Source organism: Brevibacterium sp. LAARM3_SD1, from assembly GCF_057364765.1.
The window spans coordinates 91,131-114,838 of record NZ_JBNFOL010000008.1 but is presented as its reverse complement, the minus strand read 5'-3'; the positions used below and the strand labels follow the sequence as shown (position 1 = coordinate 114,838).

Genomic DNA, 23,708 nt, shown 5'->3' with positions numbered 1-23,708 from the left:
TCGCTCCGGTTCCGCCGAGGACCCGAGCGACTCGGTCCGGCAGCACAGAAGCGCCGAGGCGGCACGAATGATTTCGTGCCGCCTCGGCGCTTCTTCGTGTCCGCTTCGCACGGTCAGCATCGTCCGTGTCTACTCCGCCCAACCCTGGCGAAGGTACAGCACCTTCGGCGCCTCACCCACCGGCTGATACGCTGCTGCGCCCGGCGGAGTTGGATTGTGGGGTGTCCACGGTGATTTCCGCGCTCAGAACACCGTGGATCGACCCAACAATGACGTCAACCGCACCTGCCCGAGGAGGCCACAGCTTCCTCGGCGCGGGCAGCACCTCCGCCCCGACGAAACCGTCAGTTCACGGGCTGGTCGTACACGTGGCGGCGGACCCAGGAATGCATCGTGATCGCGGCAGCGGCTGCGGCGTTCATCGACCGCGTCGAACCGAACTGCGCGATCGAGAGCACGTCCCGACTCGCCTCATGCGCTTCCTCACTCAGCCCCGGTCCTTCCTGGCCGAACAGGAGCAGGCAGCGCTTGGGCAGGTCGTAGGTTTCCAAAGGCACGGAGTCCGGGAAGTTGTCGATGCCCAGCAGCAGCACGTCGTTCTCGGCGCACCAGCTGAGCAGGTCGTCCACGCTCGGATGGTGGATGACGTGCTGGTATTTGTCCGTGACCATCGCCCCGCGCCGGTTCCAGCGGCGTTTGCCGACGATGTGCACGGCTGCGGCGTTGAACGCGTTGGCGGTGCGCACGACCGAACCGATGTTGAGGTCGTGCTGCCAGTTCTCGACTCCGACATGGAAGTCGTGCCGCGAGGCATCGAGGTCGGCCACGATCGCATCGTGCTTCCAATACCGATACCGATCGACGACATTGCGCCGGTCGCCCTCAGCCAGCAGCTCCGGATCGAAGTGCTCTTCCACAGGCCAGGGGCCGGTCCACGGACCGACCCCCACCTGCGGTTCAGCGCTTTCGGTCACTTGTCGTCGCGGGAATCATCCGCCGACTTCGCGTCCTCTTCGTCTTTCGCCTTCACATTCGACTTCTTCGCCGAGGCGGCCTTCGACTTCCCGTCTACCGCTGAGTTCGCGTCCTCGTCCGAGTCGACATCGTCCGAATCCGCGTCATCCGCGTCCGAGTCCGAATCATCCGCAGCCGAGTCCGATTTCGCGGAGCCCTTCGCCGAGGTGGCGGCACCGACCTTCTGCGCGCGCTTGCTCATCTTCACGGTCTTGCCGCCGCGTCCGCCTCCGGACAGCACCGAGCGCACGTACGCTCCCGAGGCCAGAGCGTGGAGGATGACGGCGAGGACGAGAGCGATGCCGGCGGCGACGAGGCCCTCCCACCATTCGGTCTGACCGGCGAAGGAGCGGCCGGCGATGCCCAGCGGCGAGGTGAACGGCGTCCACGACAGCACCTTCGCGACGGTGCCCGTGGGGCCGATGAGGACCGGGGCGAAGAAGCCCGCCACGGTGATGACGCCGATGATCGTGAGGAAGGTGGCACGTGCCTTGGACCCGACGACGGTCGACGCCCAGACCAGCAATGCGAAGACCGACCAGGCGGTGAGCAGCAGGGCCAGCGCGAACCAGCCGAGGCCCGGCAGCATGGCGAAGGCCAGAGAGGTCTTGCCCGACAGCGAGAGTCCGAGTTCGGTGATGACGGCCGCCACGACGAGATGGACGATGACCAGGGTCAGCATGCCGGTGATCCGGCCCGAGGCCGAGGCGCGCGGCGGAATCGTGGCCGCGATGATCTCGGTGATCCGGTTGCGCTTCTCCAGGCGCAGGTTCTGGTACAGCGCGGTGCCCAGAGTGGCGACGACGAGGAGCGAGAGTGCGACCATTCCCCACAGCAGCGGAGTGGCCACGGCACCGTCGACGGCCGGGGTCTCGAGCAGCGTCGCCTCGGTCTTCGGCGCAAGCTTCTCGAGCAGGGCGTCGGGCTGCTTGTCGAGGGCGATGATCGTCGGCTGTCCCTGACCGCTCGGGTCCTGGATGAACGCGGCGTCGACCTTGCCCTCACGCACGAGCTTCTCAGCCGCCGGCGCGTCCTTCGCGTCGGTGATCTTCACTCCGAGCTGCTGCTCGTACATCGCCGCCTGCTCGCCGACCCCGACCATCGCCATGGTCGGTGTTCCGGAGTCCTTCTGCACGTCGGCGACGATTCCGGAGATGATGGCGGCCAGCACGCCGAGGATGATCACGGCAGCCGTGACCAGGAAGTAGGGGCCGCGCATGGCCGTGGTGGACTCACGATTCGACACGAGCCACGCGGCCTGGCGGTTGCCGACATCGACGAACTCCGAGACCAGTCCGGTCTCCGGCAGTTCGTCGGGGTCGGGGGTGTCCTCGGCGAGTTCGAAAGGAACGTCGTCGAGGCCGTCGGTGGCGTCGGACTCATCAGTGTCCTTCGCAACTGAGCCCTTTGCTGCCGCGCTCTTCGCGGCCGATTTCTTCTTCGCCGAGGCGGCCGACCCCTTGGTCGCACCGGTCGCGGTCGCCTCGTCGTCCGACTCGGCCTCGTCAGTGGTGGCCTCGTCTTCGATCACATCGTCGTCGACGGGCACACCGAGGTCGTCGATGCCTTCGCCGGCCGTGCCCTTGGACACGAGCGGTTCCGGGGACTCGTCGTTCGCACCGTTGTCTTTGCGCGCCATTACAGAGCCTCCTTGTACTGCTCGGCCAGTGTCGGGCGGACACTTTCGAAGTTCTTCACATTCTTCAGCTCAGCCACGGCAGCGGCGGCTGACCTCGCATCATTCGCGCGGAAGCTCACGCGCTCGCGTCCGGCGGTCTTGACGTCGCTGATTCCGGTCCGGGATTTCAGCGCCGAGGCGGCCGCATCGGTGTCGGTCGTCTCGACTCGAAAGTGCGGATCGCCGAGCAGCTTCTCGACGCTGCCCTTGGCAGTCACCTTGCCCTGGCCCAGAATGACGACGTCGTCGGCGAAGGTCTGTGCGGCCTCCCAGTCGTCGGTGGCCAGGATGACGGGCACTCCCGATGATGCGTGGGCCCGCAGAAGGGACGTGACCAGGCGCAGCGAGGCCGCGTCGAGGCCGGCGAAGGCATCGTCGATGAGGACGACGTCCGGGTCGGCGGCCAGTGTCGCGGCGATGTCGACGCGGGCGATCTCGGCTCCGGAGAGGTTCTTCAGCGGAGCGTAGCCGCGGTCGCCAGCTCGAGGTGGCCGAGAAGCGTCAGCGCGTTCCGTTCGGCCGCGCCCAGGGTGATCCCGTGCAGGCGGGCGAGGTAGACGATCTGGTCGAGGACGCGCATGTTCGGGTATCCGCCGCGTTCGGCGGGCAGATAGCCGAAGTTCTGTCGGTCGCCGAAGTCGAGTTCGAAGTCCTCGAGTTCGATGGTGCCCTCATCAGCGGCGATGAGGCCCATGATGATGCGCACCAGTTCGGTGCGGCCCGCCGAGCGGGTTCCCACGATCGCGGTGATCCGGCCCGCCTCGGCGGTGAAACTCACCTCGTCCAGATATGTCCGCTTCCCTTTGCGCAGGGAAACCTCTTTCAGTGTGAGCACGCGTCATCCTTTACATCAAACAGTTCTTGGGGAGTGTCTCATCTATCGTGTTGAAATAAGAGACTTGTTTCAAACCACGTCCTCGATTTCGACAGAATTGCCAGTCGAGTCCCAGGTCGTGATCGGTGAGCCGATTTCGTCGAGGCGGCACCGTGCAGGCCCACCTCGCCGAGGCGGAGCTCAGTCGAGTCCGAGATCCGCGGTCGTCAGCGCGGTCAGGTACGGAATTCCCGTCGCTTCGACCCGTTCCTTGGCGCCGGTGTCACGGTCCATGACCACGGCCACGGCGACCACCTCGGCGCCGGCTTCCTTGAGCGCGTCAACCGCGGTGAGCACGGAACCGCCTGTGGTCGAGGTGTCCTCGACGGCGACGACGCGCTTGCCGGCGACATCGGGGCCTTCGACGCGACGCGACATTCCGTGTTTCTTCGCCTCCTTGCGCACGACGAAGGAGTCGAGCGGAGTGCCGCGGACAACCGACCGGTGCATGACTGCGGTGCCGACCGGGTCGGCGCCCATGGTCAGGCCGCCGACGGCATCGACCTTGTCGAGCAGATCATGGGCCTCGAGGAGATCAAGGACGACGTCGCCGACGAGCGGTGCCGAGCGATGGTCGAGGGTGACTCGACGCAGATCGAGGTAGTAATCGGCCTCCTTGCCGGAGGAGAGGGTCACTCTGCCGCGCACCACGGCGAGTTCGTCGATGAGGTCGAGCAGTTGTCGGCGAGTGTCAGCGCTGTCGGTCATGAACTCCAGTCTACTGGGCGGTCGGCACGCGGCCGTTCAGCCCCATCTCAGTGACAGCGGGGCCTCTGCGGAGGGACCGCGGGCATCTCTTCTCTGCGACTGCGGGATTGCTCCCTGAGAGTCCGCGTTCATACCCGATTCGCGCCTACAGGCTCATGTGCGCGATCCGCCGAAGAGGTGCGTGAGGATCCGGGCGGCCCTGCGTCCGTACAGATGTCATAAAGGATCAACGAGACTTGTCACTCACCCGGCATTTCGGAGGTACAGTGGCAGACAGCACCGTGCAACCCAGCCGGTCAACAGTCGCAGAAGGGACGTGAGCAACATGGGTTTCATCGCATATCTCATCCTCGGACTCATTGCCGGAGCCATCGCCAAGGCGATCCTGCCCGGCAAACAGGGCGGCGGCTTCATCGCCACGCTCATCCTCGGCGTCATCGGAGCCATGCTCGGCGGATGGCTCGGCGGCATGATCTTCGGTGTCCAGATGGACAAGTTCTTCTCGCTGTCGTCGTGGCTGTGTGCGATCGGCGGCTCGCTGATCGTGCTCATCATCTGGGGTCTCATCACCGGACGCTCGAAGAGCAAGGCCGACTGAGCGGCGCCGCACTCTAGAGAGCCGCTTCCCGGCAGTGCCTCGCTGCGGACGACACCCGCAGACGGCGCCGCCGGCAACGGCCCAGAAAAAGGCGTGTAGCCCATGTTTGAACATGGGCTACACGCCTTTTTCTGGGCTATTCGCGTTCTATGCTCCACTGCGGGCAGCAGTGAGCCGCGACTGACCCCGCGGGGCGGACGGGTTTCAGCGGCTGCGGCTGACGACCCGGACGTCGATGTCGATCTCCCCGACGGGCCCGTCGACCGCGGCTCGCAAGTCGACGGCGATGACGGCGAAGAGCTCATCGACGATCTCGGTCACTGGTCGGCTGTCGTCGAGGTGCGCATCGACACGGACATGGAGATCCTCACCCGTCCGCCAGGCCTCGACTCGCATCGGTTCGGAACCGGTCCGCTGCATGACTCGTGCGGCCGCATTGGCGATCATGTCGCGCAGAGCTGTCATCGCCGATGTCGCCGAACGTGCCGCCGGCAATGCCTCGGTGGCTCTCGGTGCCCCGCTGAGCGCGGTGGCATTGGAGATCGGCATCGCCCGCACTCACTCGCGCCGCCAGCGCAGCGTCAGCATCCAGTGACCCGGAGCATCGCCTGTTGCACAGTGCATCAGCGGGTCGGAAGTGCATACGCGCTGAATCAGATCAGTGCGTATGCGTTTCTGACCCGCTGATGCGGTCCGCGCCTCAGTGATCGCTGAAAACGGCTGTGAATGACAAGAACCCCGGGGCGCGTAATCGCGACATCCCGGGGTCCTCGCAGCACTCCCCTCGAGTACCCGGACGCATCCCCATACGTCCGTTATGTCCACCCGATCCCCACCGGGCGGACATCATTAATTTGACCACACTTTCGTAGCGCTTGTAAAGAATCTCACGTCCCGTCTTGAATCCTGTCAAGCCCTATAGCATAGAAGCGATCAGAATAAAACCCCTGGTCACAGGCTCATCTTCAGGTAGTTCAATCCTCAACTCAATACTGTCGGGCTCGCCCAGAATTGCATATAGGTCACATCCTGTGAGTGCGGGCGAAGGAGAATCCAGTCGATCCCCAGCGCATGAGCGGACGCGGCACCACGGGAGCCACGAGCGCGGCCAACCGATATCCCCACCCCGGAACCGAGACGACCTTTCCCGCCCGTGCATCACGCAGCGATTCCCGCACCACCTGATCGACGCTGAGCCAGATCAGACCAGGTCCGGGACGCTCCACGCCGAGGCGGCTGTGGAATTCCGTCCGGATGAATCCGGGCAGAACGGCCGTGACCGTCACCGGGCTGTCCCTGAGTTCGCCGGCGAGCGCCTCAGTGAAGATCAGAGTCGACGCCTTCGAAGCGGCGTACTGTCCCATCGTCGTCACCGCCGCCAGCGAGGAGACGTTGACGATTCCTCCGCGACCGCGGGACTGCATGCGCCTGCCCGCAGCCAGCGACAGCTCCCTCACCGCCCCGGTGAGCACCCGATCCTGTTCGTCGAGCTCGGCGATATCGGTGTCCAGCAGCGTCCCGCGCAGACCGAAGCCCGCGTTGTTGATGAGCACATCGATCGGCTGCGTCGCGATGATCTCGACGACCGAGTCGATCCCGTCACGGTCGGACAGATCCGCCACGGCCACCTCGGCGCGGATGTTCTGCGTGGTCTGCAGCTGGTCGGCCAGCTCACTCAGTCGGGCTTCGTTCCTGGCGACCAGGACGAGGTCGTAGCCTTCGGCGGCCAGGGTGCGGGCATAGCCGCGTCCCAGCCCGGAACTCGCCCCGGTGATAAGGGCACGCGGCCGGGGACTCGGGTCCCGCCTCGGCGAGGATCCGTCCCGGGTTCGGGACGTCTCGCTGCGCTGCATGGGCGGGACCTCGCGATTCATACCGCGCCTTGTCCTCTGCGCACGGTCAGTGACTGCACCGCAGTGCCGATGGGTCCGCCGGCGTCGCTGAGCACGCTCGTCGTCTGCCCCAGCCCGGTCGGCCCGAAGGCGACCCTGGTGTCGAAGCCGACCCAGCCGGGCTCGGGAACGCGCGTGAGGTGGATGGAGAGGTCGACGTTCGGGAAGAACGTCGTCTTCGGATTCTCGCGGACGGCAAGACCGTTGGCCGTATCAACGAACTTGACGAAGGCCGCGGTCGGCGGGTCGATCTCACCATCGACGAGAGGATAGGGGCTGCGCACCCAGGACTGTGCGTATCCGGGGTGAGCGTCCGCGCCCCGCCGGCCCTCGAGCGACGCGATGTAGCCGCCGCCCCAACGACCGGTGAAAGGAGCCTCGGGCACTTCGGACACCGGTGGCATCGCCTGCCATTCGTCGCCGGCGACCTCCTCGGTGTCGGAGGCCTGCAGACGCCACACCCGCGCGGTCACGCTGGTGCGCTCACCATGGCGCATCTGTGCTTCGACGAGTTCGATGGTCCGTCCCGGACGGATGACGTTGACGTCGATCGTGAACTCGCCGGAGTGAATGACGCCGAGCACGTCGAAGGTCACTCGGGAGATGAGCTTGTCGCTGGGCAGCCGCCGCTCGATCTCGGCGAGCACGATCCCCGAGGCAGGCGCGAGGTGCTGCTCGCCGGGCTGCCACGCTCCCTGACTGTGCAGGGTCGAGACGAGGCGGTCCTCTGAGAGGCGCACATAGTAGGAGTCCGGGTAGGCGGCCCCGTCGTGGCCGAGGTGTTCGTTGGGAGCTTCAGGCATGGTCCCAGCTTATCGAGCCGAGAGGGTCCGCTCGACGCAGGGGCTGGGCACGCCCCCTTCCACACGGCTCCGGCACAAGCGGCTGTGTTGCTCCGGCATAAGCACGCCGAGGCGGCCCACCGGCAGCCGCACGCACCCCGCTTTCACCTCCGGCGCGGACGGCTTAGGGTGGGAGGGTGAGAATCGCTACGTGGAATGTGAACTCGATCCGTGCCCGCCACGACCGCATCGGGGCCTGGCTGGATCGTTCGGATGTCGATGTCCTGGCCATCCAGGAACTCAAGTGCAAGGATGCCCAGTTTCCCGAGGAGCTGTTCACCGAGCGCGGATACGAGGTCAGCTACCACGGCCTCAACCAGTGGAACGGGGTGGCCATCGCCTCGCGCGTCGGACTGGCCGACACCGAGATCGGGTTCACGGACATCCCTGCCTTCGGCTCGGAAGATCCCGTCGTCGAAGCCCGGGCGCTGTCGGTGACCTGCAACGATGTGCGCGTCTACTCGCTCTATGTGCCCAATGGCCGCGAACTCGACCACCCGCATTACGCGTACAAGCTTGACTGGTACAAGGCGCTGACGGCCGATATCGCCGCCCAGCTCAGTGCCGAACCGGAGAAGAAGCTCGTCCTCTGCGGTGACTTCAACGTCGCCCCGCTCGATGAGGACGTCTGGGATATGGCCGAGTTCGACGGCGCCACCCACGTCTCCGATGCCGAACGCGCCGCCTTCGAAGAACTGCTTGGCGCGGGACTGTCCGAAGTCACTCGACAGTTCACGCCCGGCCCCGGCGTCTTTACCTTCTGGGACTACCAGAAGCTGCGGTTCCCGAAGAAGCAGGGCATGCGCATCGACTTCCAGCTCGCCTCACAGGCACTGGCGAAGACCGCGACCGCAGGCGAGATCGACCGCGAGGAGCGCAAGGGCAAGGGAGCGTCCGACCACGCTCCCGTCATCGTCGACTACGACGTCTGAGGCACCCTCGTCTCACCTTTCGACACCTCGCGGCAACTTCAGCGTCGAAGCCATAGACATCTCTCCTCTCTTCTGGTGAAGTTGAATCAGGAGCTAGGAAGGTGACGAGGATGTCAGCAACTGTCCGCGAATTGGTCGACGAAGCCTACGACCGGCGTGAGTCCACCTGGAGGGCCGCCCTCGAGACGGTCAACGACTGGGTCGAGTCCGTCCGCGCTCCTTCCGCTCTGCTCTCCGGGGATCGAGTGCGCGTCGTCGACGGTCGGATCAAGGATCGGATGCGCACAGGCGAGAAGCTGCGCCGCAAACTCGCCGATGCCAATGACGAGATCCACGAATCCGTCGAGGTCGAGAATCAGGTCATCGATGTCGTCGGTGCCCGTGTCATCTGCCGCACCGAACGCGAGCAGTCGGCCCTGTGGGATCTGCTCACCGCGGTGAGCGACGATACGAACCTCTCAATCGCCGAGGTGCGCGACTATTCCGCCACCCCGAAACCGTCGGGATACCGCGGCCGCCACCTCATCGTCGAGGTTCCCTTCGACTCCGAGCCCTCCGTCCTCGTCGAACTCCAGCTGCGCACGATCATGCAGGACGCATGGTGCGTGCTCGCCGAGGAGCACCTGTTCAAACCCGGCCAGGCGCTGAAATCCGATGCCCAGCAGGAACGGCTGTCGGTGATCCTCGCCGGGCTCATGGCACAGGCCGATTCCGTGGCCGCCTTCATCGCCGATGACGTCGGCGCGTATCTGGGCATGGGCAATTCCGCTCCGCCCAGAGCCTTCGCCGAGGCAGACGAACCGACCGATCCGGCCATCGAGGTCACGATCCGCGAACTCAACCACTCCTACGTCCTCGCCGCCGATGAGGTGGGTCGTCACGGCATCATCCGCTTGGAGACGCTCGGGCTGACTCCCGACAATCCGGAGCGCTCGGCCTTCCCCCATCCGGGCGACAAGCTGCAGGTGCGCATGGACGAGTCGAACAACACGCGCTACTTCATCCCCGTCGGCTGGGAGAGCTGACCCCGACGTCGCTCGACCGACTGCGGACTGGGCAGCCTTCCAGGCGCCACACCGACTAGACTTGCGTCCCATGGGAAAGAAGTCGAAGCGCTCCAAGGAAGAACTCATCGCCAAACGCCTCGCCAGGGCGCAGGCCACGGCATTCGTCGCACGTCCGTTCGCGGACCTGCCGTTCGAAGCCGACCTCATCTGCCTGCGTGAGCTCGTGCCCGCGGCCACCGCGACCGCGAGGCTGACCGAGGAATACGGCGGCCACGAGGTGACCATCACCTCCCTGCTGCCCGCGGCATGGCAGGCGTGGCACCGCGACGACGGTGAGATCCTGGCCGGAATGCAGGTGCCCGTGTCCTCGACCGACGCCTCCCGCGATGTCGCCCGCGGACTGCTGGCCGCCGTCGATGCCGAACCCGGCACCTCCATCGAAGCCACGACCGAACCCGGCGAGGGCCCGCGCCTGCAGGACATCCTCGACACCTCTCATCCGTTCGACGTCCGCGTGCTCGAGAACTTCGACTACTGGGCCCTGCCCGAGGCGGAGAGCGACCCCGACGTCGCCGCCGCCCTCCAGCAGGCCAACGACTCCGTGGCCCCGACGGAGAAGCTCGCCTCCGTCGACTCCGCCTACTGGACCGAGATGTCCGGCCGCACCTACGTCCGCTGGGCTCGCCCCGAGGGTGAGGACCGCGTCGTCGACGCGATGGCCCGCCTGCAGGCCGAGAACGCCAACGACCTCGGCGGAATCGGCACCTTCCTCGGCTACTTCCGCGCCCACGGCATCATCGTCCCCGTCTGGGAACTCGAGTTCGGCACTCAGGTCGACGACGTCGAAGAGCCCATCGCCGCCTTCGGCAAGCGCCTCGACGAAGCTCTGAACACGACCGAGTCGATGAGCACCGAGGCCCGCCGCGTCCGCTCGGGCATCGTGTCCCGCCAGCTGACCATCCACTGATATCCGTCGCCCCATCACCGAGGCGGGACCCGGGAACGGCGCCCCGCCTCGGTGCCGGTGACGGACAGGAGAACCGATATGAGCGCACAGCCGCACCCTGCCCCCGAGGCGGTCGCTGCCATCATCCCCGCGATGGACGAATCCGCGCGGATCGCTGCCACCGTCACTGCGGCCAAGCAGATCCCCGGGGTCGACATCGTCCTCGTCGTCGACGACGGATCGTCTGACGACACGGGGGTTCTGGCCCGCCGGGCCGGCGCCGAGGTGATCACCCACCCGAAGAACAAGGGCAAGGCCGCGGCAATGATGACCGGGGCGTTCGCTCTGCGCAATCGGGAGATCTCCGACGCCGATCCGGGTGCCGATCCGCACCACCGTGCGCTGCTGTTCATCGACGGCGACCTCGAGGACTCCGCGATCAATACCGCTCCCCTGGCCGCCCCGGTGCTCGCAGGGGAAGCCGATATGACGATCGCGATCCTGCCCGCCCAGAAGCGCAAGGGCGGCGGCTTCGGCTTCGTCGTCGGATTGGCGAAGAAAGGGATCGCCGAGCTCTCCGAGTTCGACGCCACCCAACCCCTGTCGGGAATGCGCTGCCTGTCGCGGGAGGCCTTCGACGCGGCCCTGCCGTTCGCCGCCGGATGGGGCGTCGAGGCGGCCATGACCATCGACGTCGTCAACGCCGGACTGCGCGTCGAAGAGGTCGAGTGCGACCTCCACCACCGCGTCACCGGTCGCAATCTGAAAGCGCAGCTGCACCGCGCCGCCCAGTACCGCGATGTCGCCCGCGCCATCCTCGTGCGCCGCCTCCGCGCGAAGCGGAATGGCGATAACCACAAGGAGACCGGCAAGTGAGCCTCAACCGTTTCGCGTATCTCGGCCCCGAGGCCACCTTCACCGAGGCGGCCCTGCTCAGCTTCCTCGACTCCCGGAACCTGCGTGCCGACGCCTCGACGCACCCGATGCGCAATGCGCCCTCGGCACTCGATTCGGTGCTCGAGGGCGACTGCGATGCCGCGGTCGTGCCGATCGAGAACTCCCTCGAAGGCGGAGTGCCGGCCACGATCGATGCGCTGACGGAGAACGGACGCCTGCAGATCATCGCCGAGGTGGTCGTGCCCGTCCGCTTCGTCCTCGCCGTCAAGCCCGGCACCACCAAGGAGGAGATCTCCTCCTTCGGCTCCCACCCGCACGGCGAGGCACAGGTGCGCGCGTTCATGAACGAGCACTTCCCCGAAGCCGTCTACCTGCCGACGTCCTCGACTGCCGCGGCCGCCAGGGATCTGGCCAATGACGCCGGCGACCATATGGCCGCGGTCTGCCCGGCTCTGGCCGCGCAGCGGTATGGACTCGAAGTCGTCGCCGAGGACATCGGCGACCGCAAGGATGCCGTCACCCGATTCGTCGTGGTCACACGACCGGGTCCTCTGCCCGCTCCGACCGGGGCCGATAAGACGACCATCGTCGCGGCGCTGCGTTCGGACCGTGCGGGTTCGCTGCTCGAACTGCTCGAACAGTTCTCCAGCCGCGGGATCAATATGTCCCGCATCGAATCCCGTCCGACCGGTGACGGGCTGGGCCTCTACCAGTTCTCCATCGACCTGCTCGGACACATCTATGAGGCACGGATGGCCGAGGCTCTGCAGGGCGTTCACCGGGCGGCTCTCACACTGCACTTCCTCGGCAGCTACCCGAGTTCCGACGGAGCCGTGGTGCCGATCGACCCGACGACGACGGACGAGTCCTTCGCCGCGGCCGCCGACTGGCTGGAGAGGACTCTGGAAGGCTGAATTCGTCCCAGTTCGCTCCCAGCTCGCCGCCGAATCTGCAATACTGAAACCTACTGGTAGGTAAGTGTGCGCAGATTGCCGGAAACTGGTCTGTTTCGGGCAATCTGCGCACACTTAACGTCGGTTCAACCGCCGACGAATGCGACAGAGGAGTCGACGATGAGTTCTTTCGGCAGCACACCCGCAAACAGGGGCCGCCCCTCCCCCGACGCGATCATCGTCGGAGCCGGACTCGCCGGGCTCGTCGCCGCCCACGAACTCACCCAAGCCGGCAAGCGGGTGCTCATCCTCGACCAGGAGAACCGCACGAACCTCGGCGGACAGGCTTTCTGGTCGCTCGGCGGACTCTTCCTCATCGACTCCCCGGAACAGCGGCGGCTGCGCATCCACGATTCGCTCGAGCTCGCCAAGGATGACTGGGCCACCTCGGCGGGCTTCGACCGAGACGAGGACCATTGGCCCAGGAAGTGGGCGGAGGCCTACCTCGAGTTCGCGGCCGGCGAGAAGCGCGAGTACCTGCGTGACCTCGGACTGAAGCTGACGCCGATCGTCGGCTGGGCCGAACGCGGCGGCTCCGGGGCCGGCGAGCACGGCAATTCCGTCCCCCGCTTCCACCTGACCTGGGGCACCGGCCCCGAGGTGGTCCGGGTCTTCCGCGAACCCGTCGAATCCGCGGAGGCCGCCGGACTCGTCAAGTTCGCCTTCCGGCACCGCGTCGACGAACTTATCACCGAGGGTGGTGCCGTCGTCGGGGTCCGCGGACGCACACTGGCCCTCAGCCACACGGCCCGCGGAGTCGAGTCGAACCGGGAGGAAGTCGCGGACTTCGACCTCCGCGCTCCCGCCGTCATCGTCACCACCGGCGGCATCGGACACAATTTCGAGCTGATGAGGAAATACTGGCCGACCGACCGCCTCGGCGAGTTCCCGGATACGATGCTCGCCGGAGTCCCCGCGCACGTGGACGGGCGGATGCTGCAGATCGCCGAGGATGCCGGAGCCAGCCTCATCAACCGGGACCGCATCTGGGCATATACGGAGGGCATCGAGAACTGGAATCCGATCTGGCCGGGGCACGGGATCCGCATCATTCCGGGACCGTCGTCGCTGTGGTTCGACGCCGAGGGCAACCGCTTCCCGGCCCCGAACTACCCCGGTTCCGATACGAATCGGACGATGCGCACGATCCTGGACACCGGACACGACTATTCGTGGTTCGTGCTCAACGAGTCGATCATCCGCAAGGAATTCGCGCTCTCCGGTTCGGAGCAGAACCCGGACCTCACGGAGAAGGACATTCGGATCACGCTCGATCGGGTGCGCTCCTCCGATGCCCCGGGACCGATCGAGGCCTTCAAGAAGTACGGCTCCGACTTCGTCGTGGCCGAAACCACCGAGGAACTGGTCGCGGGAATGAACGAACGCTCCCGGGGACCGGTCATCGATCATGACCACATCGTGGAGCAGATCCGGCAGCGGGACCGGCAGACCGAGCACGGCTTCTCCAAAGATGCGCAGGTCCAAGCCATCCACAATGCGCGGTCCTATCTGGGCGACAAGATCGTGCGCGCGGTCAAGCCGCACAAGATCCTCGACCCCGCGCACGGACCGCTCATCGCGGTGCGGCTGAGCCTGCTCTCGCGCAAGACGCTCGGAGGGCTGGAGACGAACCTCGACGGGCAGGTCCTGGCGGGATCCGGCCCGGCTGCACTCGGCGGGCCCGGTGGCGGCGACAATGCAGGTGGTCCAGGCGCCGAAGACTTCAACACACCGATCCCCGGCCTGTATGCGGCCGGCGAGGTGACCGGTTTCGGCGGCGGCGGAATGCACGGCTACAACGCGCTCGAGGGCACCTTCCTCGGCGGGTGCATCTTCTCCGGCATGCGCGCCGGCCGCGCTGCTGCCAAGCAGGGCCGGGCCGGCGGCGCAGGTGAGTCTTGAGGCGACGCCTGGACACCCGCAAACCTCATCCGCACCCAACGACGGAGAACACACATGACCACCACCGCGCAGGCAGACCTCACCATCCTTGTCACGGGCGGCACCTCGGGCATCGGCCGAGCCCTCGCCGAGGCGCTGGCGGCGAAGGGCTGCACGGTACTGACGACCAGCCGCAACCCCGACCGCCTCGCACCTGCCGAGCGGATCCCCGGTGTCCGGTATCTGCGACTCGATCTGGCCGACCCGGATGGTCCGGACGCCCTGGCAGAGGAACTCGAGGATCTCGGCCTGCTCGACGACATCGATGTGCTCATCAACAACGCCGGTGAGAGCCAGTCGGGTCCGTTCGAAGAGCTGCCGGCCGAGGCCATAGAGCGACTCTTCCGCACCAACGTGTTCGGACCCGTTCGGCTGAGCCAGCTCGTTCTGCCCAGTATGCGTGCGCGCCGCCGGGGGCGCATCATCATGGTCGGGTCGATGCTCGGCAGCTTTCCCTTGGCCCACCGCAGTTCGTATTCAGCGGCGAAGGCGGCTCTGCGTACTTTCGCCACGGCGGCACGGCAGGAGCTTTCACCCTTCGGTGTGTGGGTGAGCACCGTCGAACCGGGTTCGATCGCCACGGGAATCGGGCTGCGGCGGACGAAGTACCTCGAGGAGGGCTCACCCTATACGGACGACGTCACGACGATGCTCGAGCATCTCGATGCCAACGAACGCGGAGGCATTCCTGCTGAGAAGGTCGCCGCCACGATCGTCGATGCGATGGTCGCGCCGAGGCCGCGAGAGTTCTACGCCGTCGGCAGCAGGGCACCGCTGCCGTTTCTGCTCAAGCGCGCACTTCCGCGCGAACTCCTGTCGAAGATCGTCGCCGCCCAGCACGGTCTGAAGCGGTGAGCGCAGGCGGTCCGTTCCCAGCCGCCCTACTGCAGGCGGGACGGGATGAGGTGTTGGGTGGTCGAGATGCCGAGCACCCGCTGCTGCCGGGACAGGTTGTACGTCCGATCCGACTGCAGGTATCTGACGAGGAAGAGCTTCGCTCGGTCCCCGCGCTTGAACACGCCCTTGATCTTGAGTCCCAGCTTCGCCGACACCAGCGCCTTGTCCTTCGCGACACCCTCGATGACGACCTGGTCATAGCCCATCCGAGCAAAATGAGTGACCACAGCCTCTTTGAGCCGGTACGGAATCGGGTCACCGATATTGAAGGGACCCGCCGCCGAAGGCACGTCGAGGCAGGCGAGCGCTGCCCGCACCACATTGCCGACATGCGTCAGGGTGATCTTCTGTCGTCCGCCGCCGGGCAGCCGCAGCACACCCTTCTTCGACATCCGCGACAGGAACGGCATGAGCATCGTCTCCCCCGGACCGTAGACAGCCGCAGGACGCAGGATCGCAGCATCGGGACGGAGCCTCATGACGAGCTGCTCGGCGAGAGCATGGGTGCGAGAGTACGCGTCGTCGAAGTCGTTGGGGTCCTTCGGCCCGGCCTCCTCCCACAGCTCTGCGTGGGGTTCGGACTCGGAGTACACCGTCGTCGAGGACACATGGACGATGCGAGCCGTCGGGAAGGCGTCGAGGACATTGCGCGTGCCCGTCACCTTCACGTCATAGAGAGCGTCGTCATCGGCGCTGACGGAGGCGATTCCGGCACAGTGGAAGACCGCGGTCACATTCTTGGCCAACGAGGTCACCGACGCGGAGGCAGGTTCGGTGATGTCCCAGTGCTGGAAGTTCACCCCGGGGATCTCGGGATCTCGCCGGCACAGCGCGTAGACCGTTTCGTCCCTTTCGGCGAGTGCCCGTGCAATGGCACCACCGATGAAGCCGCTGGCTCCGGTCACTATCACCGCCACGACGTTCCCTTTCTCATCTTCACAACCGCCGCCTCAGCGACGGTGCTGCCACTGCGGCTCCCTTTTCGTCAGGAAGGCGTCGATCCCCTCCTGCGCATCGGCCGCGACGGCGTTGTCCGCCATCACCTGCGACATCCGCGCATAGGCATCAGCCACAGGCAGTTCCCGCTGTTCGTAGAACGCGGCCTTTCCTACGGCAACTGTAGCCGACGAGGCGGACGCAACTTTGAGAGCCAATTCCAAGGTGGCGGACTCGAGGTCGGCGTCGGCGACGACGTCGGAGACGAGACCGAACTTCAGCGCATCCTCGGCGGTCACGAAATCACCGGTCAGCAGCATCCGCATCGCCTGCTTCTCCGGCACCGCACGGGAGAGCGCCACCATCGGAGTCGAACAGAACAGACCGATCTTCACTCCCGGAGTTGCGAATCTGGCGGACTCGGCGGCAACGGCCAGATCGCAGGTCGCCACCAGCTGGCAGCCGGCCGCCGTGGCCACACCCTGCACCTGCGCGATGACCGGCTGCGGGATGGTCTGGATGAGCTGCATCAGTCGGGCACAGGCGTCGAACGTGGTCTGCTGCGTCTCCAGATCCGCCCCGCGGATCTCGGTGAGGTCATGACCGGAGCTGAAGACAGGACCGGCGGTGATGAGGATGACCGCGCGCACATCGGTGCGGTCGGCCACCTCGGTGAGGGTGTCGATGAGGTCTTCCATGACCGTCAGCGACAGTGCGTTGCGCGTGGACGACCGGTTGATCGTCACGGACGCGACTCCGTCGTCGAGCTGCGCGAATACAATTGATTCCGACATAGCCTCATTCTGCCAAAGGTCACCGGGCCCGGCGCGGAATCTGCGCCGACATTTTCCACCCGCCTCCGGACATATCCGCCCCGGTGGGAGTGGTTCGGAGGGACTGGCATGACCACACTGCTGATGATCATCGGATTCGGAGCCGCCACCTCGGTGGTGGTCGGATTGGGGCAGAAGCTCAAGCTTCCGTGGCCGGCACTCATGGTCCTCATCGGCATCGCCGGTGCGTTCATCCCCACCTTCGCCGAGGTGGCCATCGATCCGGAGCTCGTCCTCCCTCTCTTCCTGCCGCCCCTGCTCTTCGCCGCCGCACAGAAGACATCGTGGGCGCTGTTCGCGATCCGGTGGCGCACGATCCTCGGCATGTCCGTGGCCCTGGTCGGTGTCACCGTGGCCGCCGTCGCCGGGTCCGCTGTCTTCCTCATCCCCGGAATCACCATCGCCGCGGCCATCGCGCTCGGCGCCATGCTCGCCCCACCCGACCCGGTCGCTGTCGAAGCCGTGGCCAGCACCGTGTCGATCCCCCGCCGCATCATGTCGACCCTGCAGAGCGAAGGCCTGTTCAACGATGCCGCCTCCCTGGTCATCTTCCAGACCGCGATGGCCGCGGTATTGGCCGGCACCGAGGTGGACTACGCAGACCTGGCCGTGTCGTTCGTCGTCTCCGCCGTCGTGGCGATCATCGTCGGCCTGGTGCTGTCATTCGCCGCCTGGTGGGTGATGGAGAAGATCGATCACACGATCGCTCGGTCCTCCCTCATGCTCGTCCTGCCCTTCGGCGTCTACCTCGTGGCCGAGCACTTCCACGCCAGCGGGGTCATCGCCGTCGTCGTGGCCGCTCTCGAAGTGCGGCGCCGCGATGTCGAGGGGAACTCCGCGGAGCGGGTGACGCAGAACTCGACGTGGCAGGTCCTCGAGATGCTCATCACCGGTATCGCCTTCGGACTCATCGGCCTCGATCTGCGTCTCATCGTCGAATCCGAACACGCCGACCTCGGGCGAGCGATCCTCGTCGGTGTCCTCATCGCCGTCGTGGTCGTCGCCGTCCGTTTCGTCTGGCTGGTGCTCGGCACTGTCATCGAACGCAAGAGACGCGGGGAGGATCCGGATGCCGCGCCTTTGAGCGTCCGCGACGCCACGCTGATGACCTGGGGCGGGATGCGCGGCCTCGCCACGGTCGCCTTGGCGCTGTCGATCCCGGCCACGACGAGTTCCGGTGCTCCGTTCCCCGGCCGGTCCTATGTCGTCGTCGCGGCCGCGGTGGTCCTGCTGCTCACTCTGGTGCTGGCGGGCCTGAGCTTTCCGACCGTCGTCGCTCTCCTCGGCATCGACGACGAGGCGGAGAAGGAACATCAGGCGACCAGGGACATCGCTCTGCGTGCCTACAAGGCTGCGATGCGCGAGATCAAGAACGATGACAGTCTGCCCGACGACGTCATCGAACCCCTGCGGGCGAGGTTCAAAGTCCTGCACGATCAGCTCAGCGGAACCACCGATGACCAGGCGAGCTCGGAGCAGGCGATGGCGTTCAAGGAACACCGGGAGCAGGTGCTGGCCGTGCAGAAGAAGGCCATGCAGTCCGCGCGCGCCGAGGTGCTCAAGGCCCGGCGCGAACGCGGCACCGATCCGGAGATCGCCGACCGCGTGCTCCACCGCTTCGACCTCCAGTCGGTCATCACGAGGTAGGGACGGGCGAGGTTTCAGGCGGGCGAGGTTTCGGTGAGAACTGGGCGGGGCTGGCGGGGTACCGCTCGGGCGATTCCGGGTCGGTCGCCTCGGCGAATTTTCCCTTCGAAATCCAGGGTTGAGTGGAATAGACTCAACTTTGTTGGTGTTGATCCTTTCGAGAGCTGTAATCAGCACAGAATTTCATGAAGGAGATGCGCATGGACGCACAGATGACAACGAAATCCCGGGAGGCGCTGCAGACCGCCGTCAACGATGTCGTCGCCCGGAAGAACAACCAGATAGAACCGGCCCACCTCGTCGCAGCCCTGCTCGGCCAGCCCGATTCGCTGGCCGCCACCCTGCTGACGAAGGTCGGTGCCGACCCCCAGACGGTGCTGCGGTCCATCGAATCCGTGATCAGCAGATTCCCCACCGTCAGCGGTTCCACCGTCAGCCAGCCCGGACTGTCCCGGGCCGGGCTGGAGATGATGAATCTGGCGCAGGAGGAGATGACCGCTCTCGGCGATCAGTTCGTCTCCACCGAGCACCTGCTGCTGGCCGCCGCGGCCGGCCAGGACGGCGCCGGTGAGGCGCTGCGTGCGAATGGGGCGAACCGGGACGCGCTGCTCGCGGCTCTGCCCGAACTGCGCGCCGGGAAGAAGGTCACCTCGGAGAACCCAGAGGAGACGATGCAGTCGCTGGAGAAGTTCGGCATCGATCTCACCGCCGTCGCCCGTGAGGGCAAGCTCGATCCGGTGATCGGTCGCGATAAGGAAGTGCGCCGCGTTGTGCAGGTGCTCTCCCGCAGGACGAAGAACAACCCCGTCCTCATCGGTGAGCCCGGCGTCGGCAAGACCTCCGTCGTCGAAGGCCTGGCCCAGCGGATCGTGGCTGGTGACGTGCCCGAGTCGCTGCGCGACAAGACGCTCATCAGCCTCGACCTGTCCGCCATGGTCGCCGGTGCGAAGTACCGCGGCGAGTTCGAGGAGCGGTTCAAGGCCGTGCTCGAGGAGATCAAGAACGCCGACGGCCGGATCATCACCTTCATCGACGAGCTCCACACGATCGTCGGTGCCGGTGCCGGCGGGGACTCCTCGATGGACGCGGGCAATATGCTCAAGCCGATGCTCGCCCGCGGTGAGCTGCGGATGATCGGCGCCACCACGCTGGACGAGTACCGCGAGAACATCGAGAAGGACCCTGCCCTGGAGCGGCGGTTCCAGCAGGTGTTCGTCGGCGAGCCCAGCGTCGAGGACACGATCGCGATCCTGCGCGGGCTCAAGGAGCGCTACGAAGCCCACCACAAGGTCACCATCAACGACGGTGCCCTGGTCGCTGCCGCGACGATGTCGAACCGGTACATCACCGGCCGACAGCTGCCGGACAAGGCCATCGACCTCGTCGACGAGGCGGCTTCCCGCCTGCGGATGGAGATCGATTCGGCTCCGGTCGAGATCGATGAGCTCCGCCGTGCCGTCGACCGTCTGAAGATGGAGGACATGGCGCTGGCGAAGGAGACCGACTCCGCGTCGATCGAGCGGTTGAGCGCCCTGCGTGCCGATCTCGCCGACAAGGAGGAGGAGCTGCGCGGGCTCGAGGCGACCTGGGAGTCCCAGCGTGCCGGCCTCAACCGGGTCGGTGAGCTGAAGACGAAGCTCGACGAGCTGCGTTCGGCCGCCGAGAAGGCTCAGCGCGACACGGACCTCGAGACCGCATCCCGTCTGCTCTACGGCGAGATCCCCGCCGTGCAGAAGGAGATCGCCGAGGCCGAAGCAGCAGAGGCTCAGGCCGACGCCGGTCAGACCTCGGATCCGATGGTCTCGGACAAGGTCTCGAGCAGCGATATCGCCGAGGTGGTCTCCTCGTGGACGGGCATCCCCGCCGGACGCCTCGTCCAGGGCGAGGTCGAGAAGCTGCTCGGCGCGGAGGGCATCCTCGGTGAACGTCTCATCGGGCAGAAGAGCGCCGTCGCCGCGGTCTCCGATGCCATTCGCCGTTCGCGGGCCGGCGTGGCCGACCCGGATCGTCCGACCGGTTCGTTCCTGTTCCTCGGACCGACGGGCGTCGGCAAGACGGAGCTGGCGAAGTCGCTTGCGGACTTCCTCTTCGACGACGAGAAGGCCCTGATCAGGATCGATATGAGCGAATACGGTGAGAAGCACACCGTGTCCCGCCTCGTCGGTGCCCCTCCGGGCTACGTCGGATACGACGAGGGCGGCCAACTCACCGAGGCGGTCCGCCGTCGTCCGTACTCCGTCGTCCTGCTCGACGAAGTGGAGAAGGCGCACCCGTCCGTGTTCGACATCCTGCTGCAGGTCCTCGATGACGGCCGCCTCACCGATGGTCAGGGCCGTACGGTCGATTTCAGGAACACCATCCTGATCCTGACTTCGAACCTCGGTTCGCAGTTCCTCGTCGACACGAACCTGTCGACCGAGGAGCAGAGGTCCAAGGTGCTCGATGTCGTGCATTCGACGTTCAAGCCCGAGTTCCTCAACCGGCTCGACGACATCGTGCTCTTCGACGCACTCAGCCAGACCGAGCTCGCGTCGATCGTCGATCTGCAGATCTCCCACATGTCGCGCAGGCTTTCCGACCGCCGGATCTCGCTCGAGGTCACTCAGGGTGCCGAGGACTGGTTGGCCCTCGAAGGCTACGATCCGGCGTTCGGTGCCCGGCCGCTGCGCAGGCTGGTCCAGCGCGAGATCGGCGACAAGCTGGCCCGCGCCCTGCTCGCCGGCGACATCGTCGACGGAGATACCGTGGTCGTCGACCTGCCCGAGGACCCGGAGGCCACCGGCCTGGAGCTGCGACCCAAGCGGTAAGCCTCACCGCCGGGGCGTGCTGCGCGGATTCAGCCCAGTTTGAGTTGAATAGCACCTGTTTGAACATGGGCTATTCAACTCAAACTGGGCTGTTTCGCTGACCGCAGCGCGGCATAGCACAGAAATGGGACACCCTGCTCTGAAATGCTCACTCTCTTCGGTGAGCATTTCAGAGCAGGGTGTCCCATTTCAGCAACTGCCGGTTGCTGAGCGCTATGCGCGACGGTTACTTGCCGCGAGAGCCTGCGGACGACCGCGTACGAGTCTTCGCAGACCCGCCCTTGGCAGCACCCGAGCCGCCACCAGCGGAACCGCCCGCGGCCACGCCGGTCGACCGCGGCGCCGATGATGCCCACCAATGCCGCAGGTAGGCGCTGACCTTCGCGAACGAACGGTCGCGGATGAAGATCGCATCGACGGCGATCATCGTCAGCGAGAACCACGGCAGGCCCATGAGCAGCGCGATGCCGAGGTGGAAGGACAGGATGCCCAGCAGCGCGATGATGCGGGTGTAGCGGTTGAAGAGCATGAACGGGAAAGCGCACTGGAAGAGGATCGATCCCCACGAGATCGCCACGACCATCGGTCCCCACGCCGTCATCAGGTCCGACAGCACCGGCCATGTGCCGAACTGCTGAGTGTGCAGCGGGTTGTACACGGCGAATCCGTGCTGCCAGGCTTCGCCACCGGCTTTGTACAGACCGCCGGACATGTAGATCGCGCACACCTGGAATGCGAGCACGACGATCGCAAGATTGTTGGCCATGATGAGCGCCCAGCGCCACTGCCCGCCGTCGTTGTCAGGGAACTCCGGATTCCGCGCCCGCCGCCTCGCGTCAAGCGACCAGCGACGGGTCGTATCGGCGAAGAGCAGGGCGATCATGAACATCCGGTAGGCGTTGTCCCCCTGGTCGCCGGCTCCGTCGTTGAGCTCGATGAAGCTCACCCACAGCACGAGATAGATCGGCAGGATGATCCGAGTGCGCCACCCGAGGATGATGACGACCGCCAGCAGCGCAAGGCCGATCATCATCGCCGTGAACAGCGGCGGCGTCGTCACCGCCCGATGGAAGAGGGAGAAGAGCCAGATGTTCGGGAAGTCGCTCTTGGGTTCGGCGATCTCCCCATTCCACGCCGATCCCACACCGAAGGTGTAGTGCCGCGCGTTGAAGTTCGTGAGGATGAGGCCGAGACCGGTCAACCCGATGAGGATCCGCGTCACCGCCAGCCCGTACGTCGCGTGGTACCGGCCGGTGAGCATCTCCTCGAGCCAGTTCCACCCCTGCGCGAGCTTCGTCCGCACGAGGGTCGTCACCGGGACGAGCCGAATTCGGGTGCGGATTCCTCCGCCGAGGAGGCCGCGCCGGTCCGGTGGTCCGTGACCTCACCATTGCGGTCGTCCCCGTCCTTGCGGGTCGTATCGTCACTGTTCACCGACGCACCTCACTTCGTCGGAGGCGCAGAAGTACTTCGTGAACTCCTCCTGAGACTGATGTTCTTCGACGACGAGTGCGCGCCACCCCACGGGGACGGGCTGGATGTTCGGACGCTTCGCGTCTTTGTCATTGCGTTCGGCGAAGGGCACGACGTTCTGACGGGCGGCCTGGTATTGGACGCGCTGGACGTCGTCGCCCCAGATGGCCTTCGCCACCTGCGTCGCATACGCGGTGGCCAGGTGTTCGCTCTCCAGGTACTCCGGAATCGCATTCTGCGGGTCGTCGTACTCCTTGAGCTTCGTCTCCAGCCTGTCGACGGAATCATCGCCCTTGAAGTAGTCGAGTTTGACGATCGCCTTCTGATCGTCGGGCAGCTCTTCCCAGGACCCCTTGATGTCCGAGGCCACTCCGACACCCAGTCCCGCCGACCGCGGCGGGAAGAGCTTGTAGGTCGAGTGGTCGAGCTCGACATCGGTGGCCCGGACCCACTGGGTGATCTCTTCGCCGCTGTCGGTCTTGATCACCGCGCGCACGTCGAAGTAGTAGTCGCCATTGATCGGTTCGGGGGCGAACACGCTCCACGACTGCCCCCACAGCGGGATCATGTACTTGGAGAGCAGGTCACCGGGAATCACCTCCCGCATCGTCGACGCAGGGGCGATCCACAGGAAGCTGGCGAAGATATGGAAGCCCGTGATCGCCATGGCGACGACCATCAGGGTCCGTTTCACCGCCGAACGTCTCCGAGGTGTGACCTCGGTCGGCTCATTGTCCATCTCGGTTCCGGATTTCTCTTGGGAGTACGACAGTCGTCACCGCTGGTCCCGCGCCTCATTGCTGGCGCGGCGGTTCCCTCGGTGACAACACACA

Annotated in this window: 24 protein-coding genes; 11 read left to right on the top strand and 13 right to left on the bottom strand. The window is 65.9% G+C overall.

Annotated elements, in window-relative coordinates:
• Positions 1 to 344: 344 nt before the first annotated feature.
• The 5 genes from AC2W7L_RS06915 to pyrE all read right to left on the bottom strand — a co-directional run bounded on the left by AC2W7L_RS06915 (position 345) and on the right by pyrE (position 4,274).
• Positions 345 to 974 (bottom strand): TrmH family RNA methyltransferase, encoded by a 630-nt coding sequence (locus AC2W7L_RS06915; RefSeq protein ID WP_486003854.1) that lies wholly within the window; start codon positions 972 to 974, stop codon positions 345 to 347.
• Positions 971 to 2,653 (bottom strand): ABC transporter permease, encoded by a 1,683-nt coding sequence (locus tag AC2W7L_RS06910; RefSeq protein WP_486003853.1) that lies wholly within the window; start codon positions 2,651 to 2,653, stop codon positions 971 to 973. The genes AC2W7L_RS06915 and AC2W7L_RS06910 overlap by 4 nt, the downstream gene beginning before the upstream one ends.
• Positions 2,653 to 2,991: a hypothetical protein gene (locus AC2W7L_RS06905; RefSeq protein WP_486003852.1), complete on the bottom strand. Its 339-nt coding sequence runs from the start codon at positions 2,989 to 2,991 to the stop codon at positions 2,653 to 2,655. Before AC2W7L_RS06905 ends, AC2W7L_RS06910 begins: the two co-directional genes overlap by 1 nt.
• A 155-nt stretch (positions 2,992 to 3,146) precedes the next feature.
• Complete coding sequence (locus AC2W7L_RS06900) at positions 3,147 to 3,527, bottom strand: ATP-binding cassette domain-containing protein (RefSeq protein WP_486003851.1); 381 nt, start codon at positions 3,525 to 3,527, stop codon at positions 3,147 to 3,149.
• A gap of 180 nt (positions 3,528 to 3,707) precedes the next feature.
• Positions 3,708 to 4,274: an orotate phosphoribosyltransferase gene (gene pyrE / locus AC2W7L_RS06895; RefSeq protein ID WP_039212054.1), complete on the bottom strand. Its 567-nt coding sequence runs from the start codon at positions 4,272 to 4,274 to the stop codon at positions 3,708 to 3,710.
• Positions 4,275 to 4,599: 325 nt separating this feature from the next.
• Between pyrE and AC2W7L_RS06890 the strand changes: the two genes are divergently transcribed.
• Positions 4,600 to 4,872, top strand: coding sequence for a GlsB/YeaQ/YmgE family stress response membrane protein (locus AC2W7L_RS06890; RefSeq protein WP_486003850.1), 273 nt, complete (start codon positions 4,600 to 4,602; stop codon positions 4,870 to 4,872).
• 204 nt (positions 4,873 to 5,076) lie between these two features.
• Here AC2W7L_RS06890 and AC2W7L_RS06885 read toward each other — a convergent pair whose 3' ends face one another.
• A complete protein-coding gene (locus AC2W7L_RS06885; RefSeq protein ID WP_486003849.1) occupies positions 5,077 to 5,337 on the bottom strand; it encodes a hypothetical protein in 261 nt (86 codons plus the stop codon).
• Here AC2W7L_RS06885 and AC2W7L_RS06880 point away from each other — a divergent pair.
• Complete coding sequence (locus tag AC2W7L_RS06880) at positions 5,318 to 5,467, top strand: hypothetical protein (RefSeq protein WP_486003848.1); 150 nt, start codon at positions 5,318 to 5,320, stop codon at positions 5,465 to 5,467. The two genes, AC2W7L_RS06885 and AC2W7L_RS06880, sit on opposite strands and share 20 nt — an antisense overlap.
• Before the next feature lie 427 nt (positions 5,468 to 5,894).
• Here AC2W7L_RS06880 and AC2W7L_RS06875 read toward each other — a convergent pair whose 3' ends face one another.
• On the bottom strand, positions 5,895 to 6,746 hold the full coding sequence (locus AC2W7L_RS06875) for an SDR family NAD(P)-dependent oxidoreductase (protein WP_486003847.1): 852 nt from the start codon (positions 6,744 to 6,746) through the stop codon (positions 5,895 to 5,897).
• Positions 6,743 to 7,567 carry a thioesterase family protein gene (locus AC2W7L_RS06870; RefSeq protein WP_486003846.1) on the bottom strand — a complete coding sequence of 275 codons (825 nt, stop codon included), beginning with the start codon at positions 7,565 to 7,567 and terminating at the stop codon, positions 6,743 to 6,745. The genes AC2W7L_RS06875 and AC2W7L_RS06870 overlap by 4 nt, the downstream gene beginning before the upstream one ends.
• Positions 7,568 to 7,743: 176 nt before the next feature.
• On the opposite strand from AC2W7L_RS06870, the gene AC2W7L_RS06865 reads away from it, so the two are divergent.
• The 7 genes from AC2W7L_RS06865 (at position 7,744) to AC2W7L_RS06835 (ending at position 15,137) form a co-directional block, all read left to right on the top strand.
• Entirely contained in the window at positions 7,744 to 8,538 is a 795-nt protein-coding gene (locus tag AC2W7L_RS06865) for an exodeoxyribonuclease III (RefSeq protein WP_486003845.1), read from the top strand.
• 110 nt (positions 8,539 to 8,648) lie between these two features.
• The gene (locus tag AC2W7L_RS06860; protein ID WP_482400896.1) at positions 8,649 to 9,563 is read left to right on the top strand and encodes a GTP pyrophosphokinase; all 915 of its coding nucleotides are present in this window, start codon (positions 8,649 to 8,651) and stop codon (positions 9,561 to 9,563) included.
• Positions 9,564 to 9,633: 70 nt separating this feature from the next.
• Positions 9,634 to 10,512 carry a DUF5926 family protein gene (locus tag AC2W7L_RS06855; RefSeq protein ID WP_486003844.1) on the top strand — a complete coding sequence of 293 codons (879 nt, stop codon included), beginning with the start codon at positions 9,634 to 9,636 and terminating at the stop codon, positions 10,510 to 10,512.
• A 78-nt stretch (positions 10,513 to 10,590) separates the two neighbouring features.
• A complete protein-coding gene (locus AC2W7L_RS06850) occupies positions 10,591 to 11,367 on the top strand; it encodes a glycosyltransferase family 2 protein (RefSeq protein ID WP_486003843.1) in 777 nt (258 codons plus the stop codon).
• Positions 11,364 to 12,302, top strand: coding sequence for a prephenate dehydratase (gene pheA, locus AC2W7L_RS06845; protein WP_062240732.1), 939 nt, complete (start codon positions 11,364 to 11,366; stop codon positions 12,300 to 12,302). Before AC2W7L_RS06850 ends, pheA begins: the two co-directional genes overlap by 4 nt.
• A 159-nt stretch (positions 12,303 to 12,461) precedes the next feature.
• Positions 12,462 to 14,243: an FAD-binding dehydrogenase gene (locus AC2W7L_RS06840; RefSeq protein WP_486003842.1), complete on the top strand. Its 1,782-nt coding sequence runs from the start codon at positions 12,462 to 12,464 to the stop codon at positions 14,241 to 14,243.
• Between the two features lie 54 nt (positions 14,244 to 14,297).
• Complete coding sequence (locus tag AC2W7L_RS06835; RefSeq protein WP_486003841.1) at positions 14,298 to 15,137, top strand: SDR family oxidoreductase; 840 nt, start codon at positions 14,298 to 14,300, stop codon at positions 15,135 to 15,137.
• A gap of 26 nt (positions 15,138 to 15,163) precedes the next feature.
• On the opposite strand, the gene AC2W7L_RS06830 is transcribed toward AC2W7L_RS06835, so the two are convergent.
• Together AC2W7L_RS06830 and AC2W7L_RS06825 are read right to left on the bottom strand one after the other, a co-directional pair.
• Complete coding sequence (locus tag AC2W7L_RS06830; RefSeq protein WP_486003840.1) at positions 15,164 to 16,084, bottom strand: NAD-dependent epimerase/dehydratase family protein; 921 nt, start codon at positions 16,082 to 16,084, stop codon at positions 15,164 to 15,166.
• A 45-nt stretch (positions 16,085 to 16,129) separates the two neighbouring features.
• Positions 16,130 to 16,909, bottom strand: a complete 780-nt coding sequence (locus AC2W7L_RS06825) for an enoyl-CoA hydratase (RefSeq protein ID WP_486003839.1) — start codon at positions 16,907 to 16,909, stop codon at positions 16,130 to 16,132.
• A gap of 108 nt (positions 16,910 to 17,017) precedes the next feature.
• Here AC2W7L_RS06825 and AC2W7L_RS06820 point away from each other — a divergent pair, with 108 nt between their 5' ends.
• Entirely contained in the window at positions 17,018 to 18,595 is a 1,578-nt protein-coding gene (locus tag AC2W7L_RS06820) for a Na+/H+ antiporter (RefSeq protein ID WP_486003838.1), read from the top strand.
• Between the two features lie 200 nt (positions 18,596 to 18,795).
• A complete protein-coding gene (gene clpB, locus AC2W7L_RS06815; protein ID WP_486003837.1) occupies positions 18,796 to 21,402 on the top strand; it encodes an ATP-dependent chaperone ClpB in 2,607 nt (868 codons plus the stop codon).
• Between the two features lie 226 nt (positions 21,403 to 21,628).
• On the opposite strand, the gene AC2W7L_RS06810 is transcribed toward clpB, so the two are convergent.
• Genes AC2W7L_RS06810 through AC2W7L_RS06800 form a run of 3 tightly spaced genes read right to left on the bottom strand, consistent with a single transcriptional unit; the run spans position 21,629 to position 23,569 of the window.
• Complete coding sequence (locus AC2W7L_RS06810; protein WP_486003836.1) at positions 21,629 to 22,717, bottom strand: HTTM domain-containing protein; 1,089 nt, start codon at positions 22,715 to 22,717, stop codon at positions 21,629 to 21,631.
• Positions 22,714 to 22,836 (bottom strand): hypothetical protein, encoded by a 123-nt coding sequence (locus AC2W7L_RS06805; protein ID WP_486003835.1) that lies wholly within the window; start codon positions 22,834 to 22,836, stop codon positions 22,714 to 22,716. The genes AC2W7L_RS06810 and AC2W7L_RS06805 overlap by 4 nt, the downstream gene beginning before the upstream one ends.
• On the bottom strand, positions 22,826 to 23,569 hold the full coding sequence (locus AC2W7L_RS06800) for a DUF5819 family protein (protein ID WP_486003834.1): 744 nt from the start codon (positions 23,567 to 23,569) through the stop codon (positions 22,826 to 22,828). Before AC2W7L_RS06800 ends, AC2W7L_RS06805 begins: the two co-directional genes overlap by 11 nt.
• Positions 23,570 to 23,708: the final 139 nt, after the last annotated feature.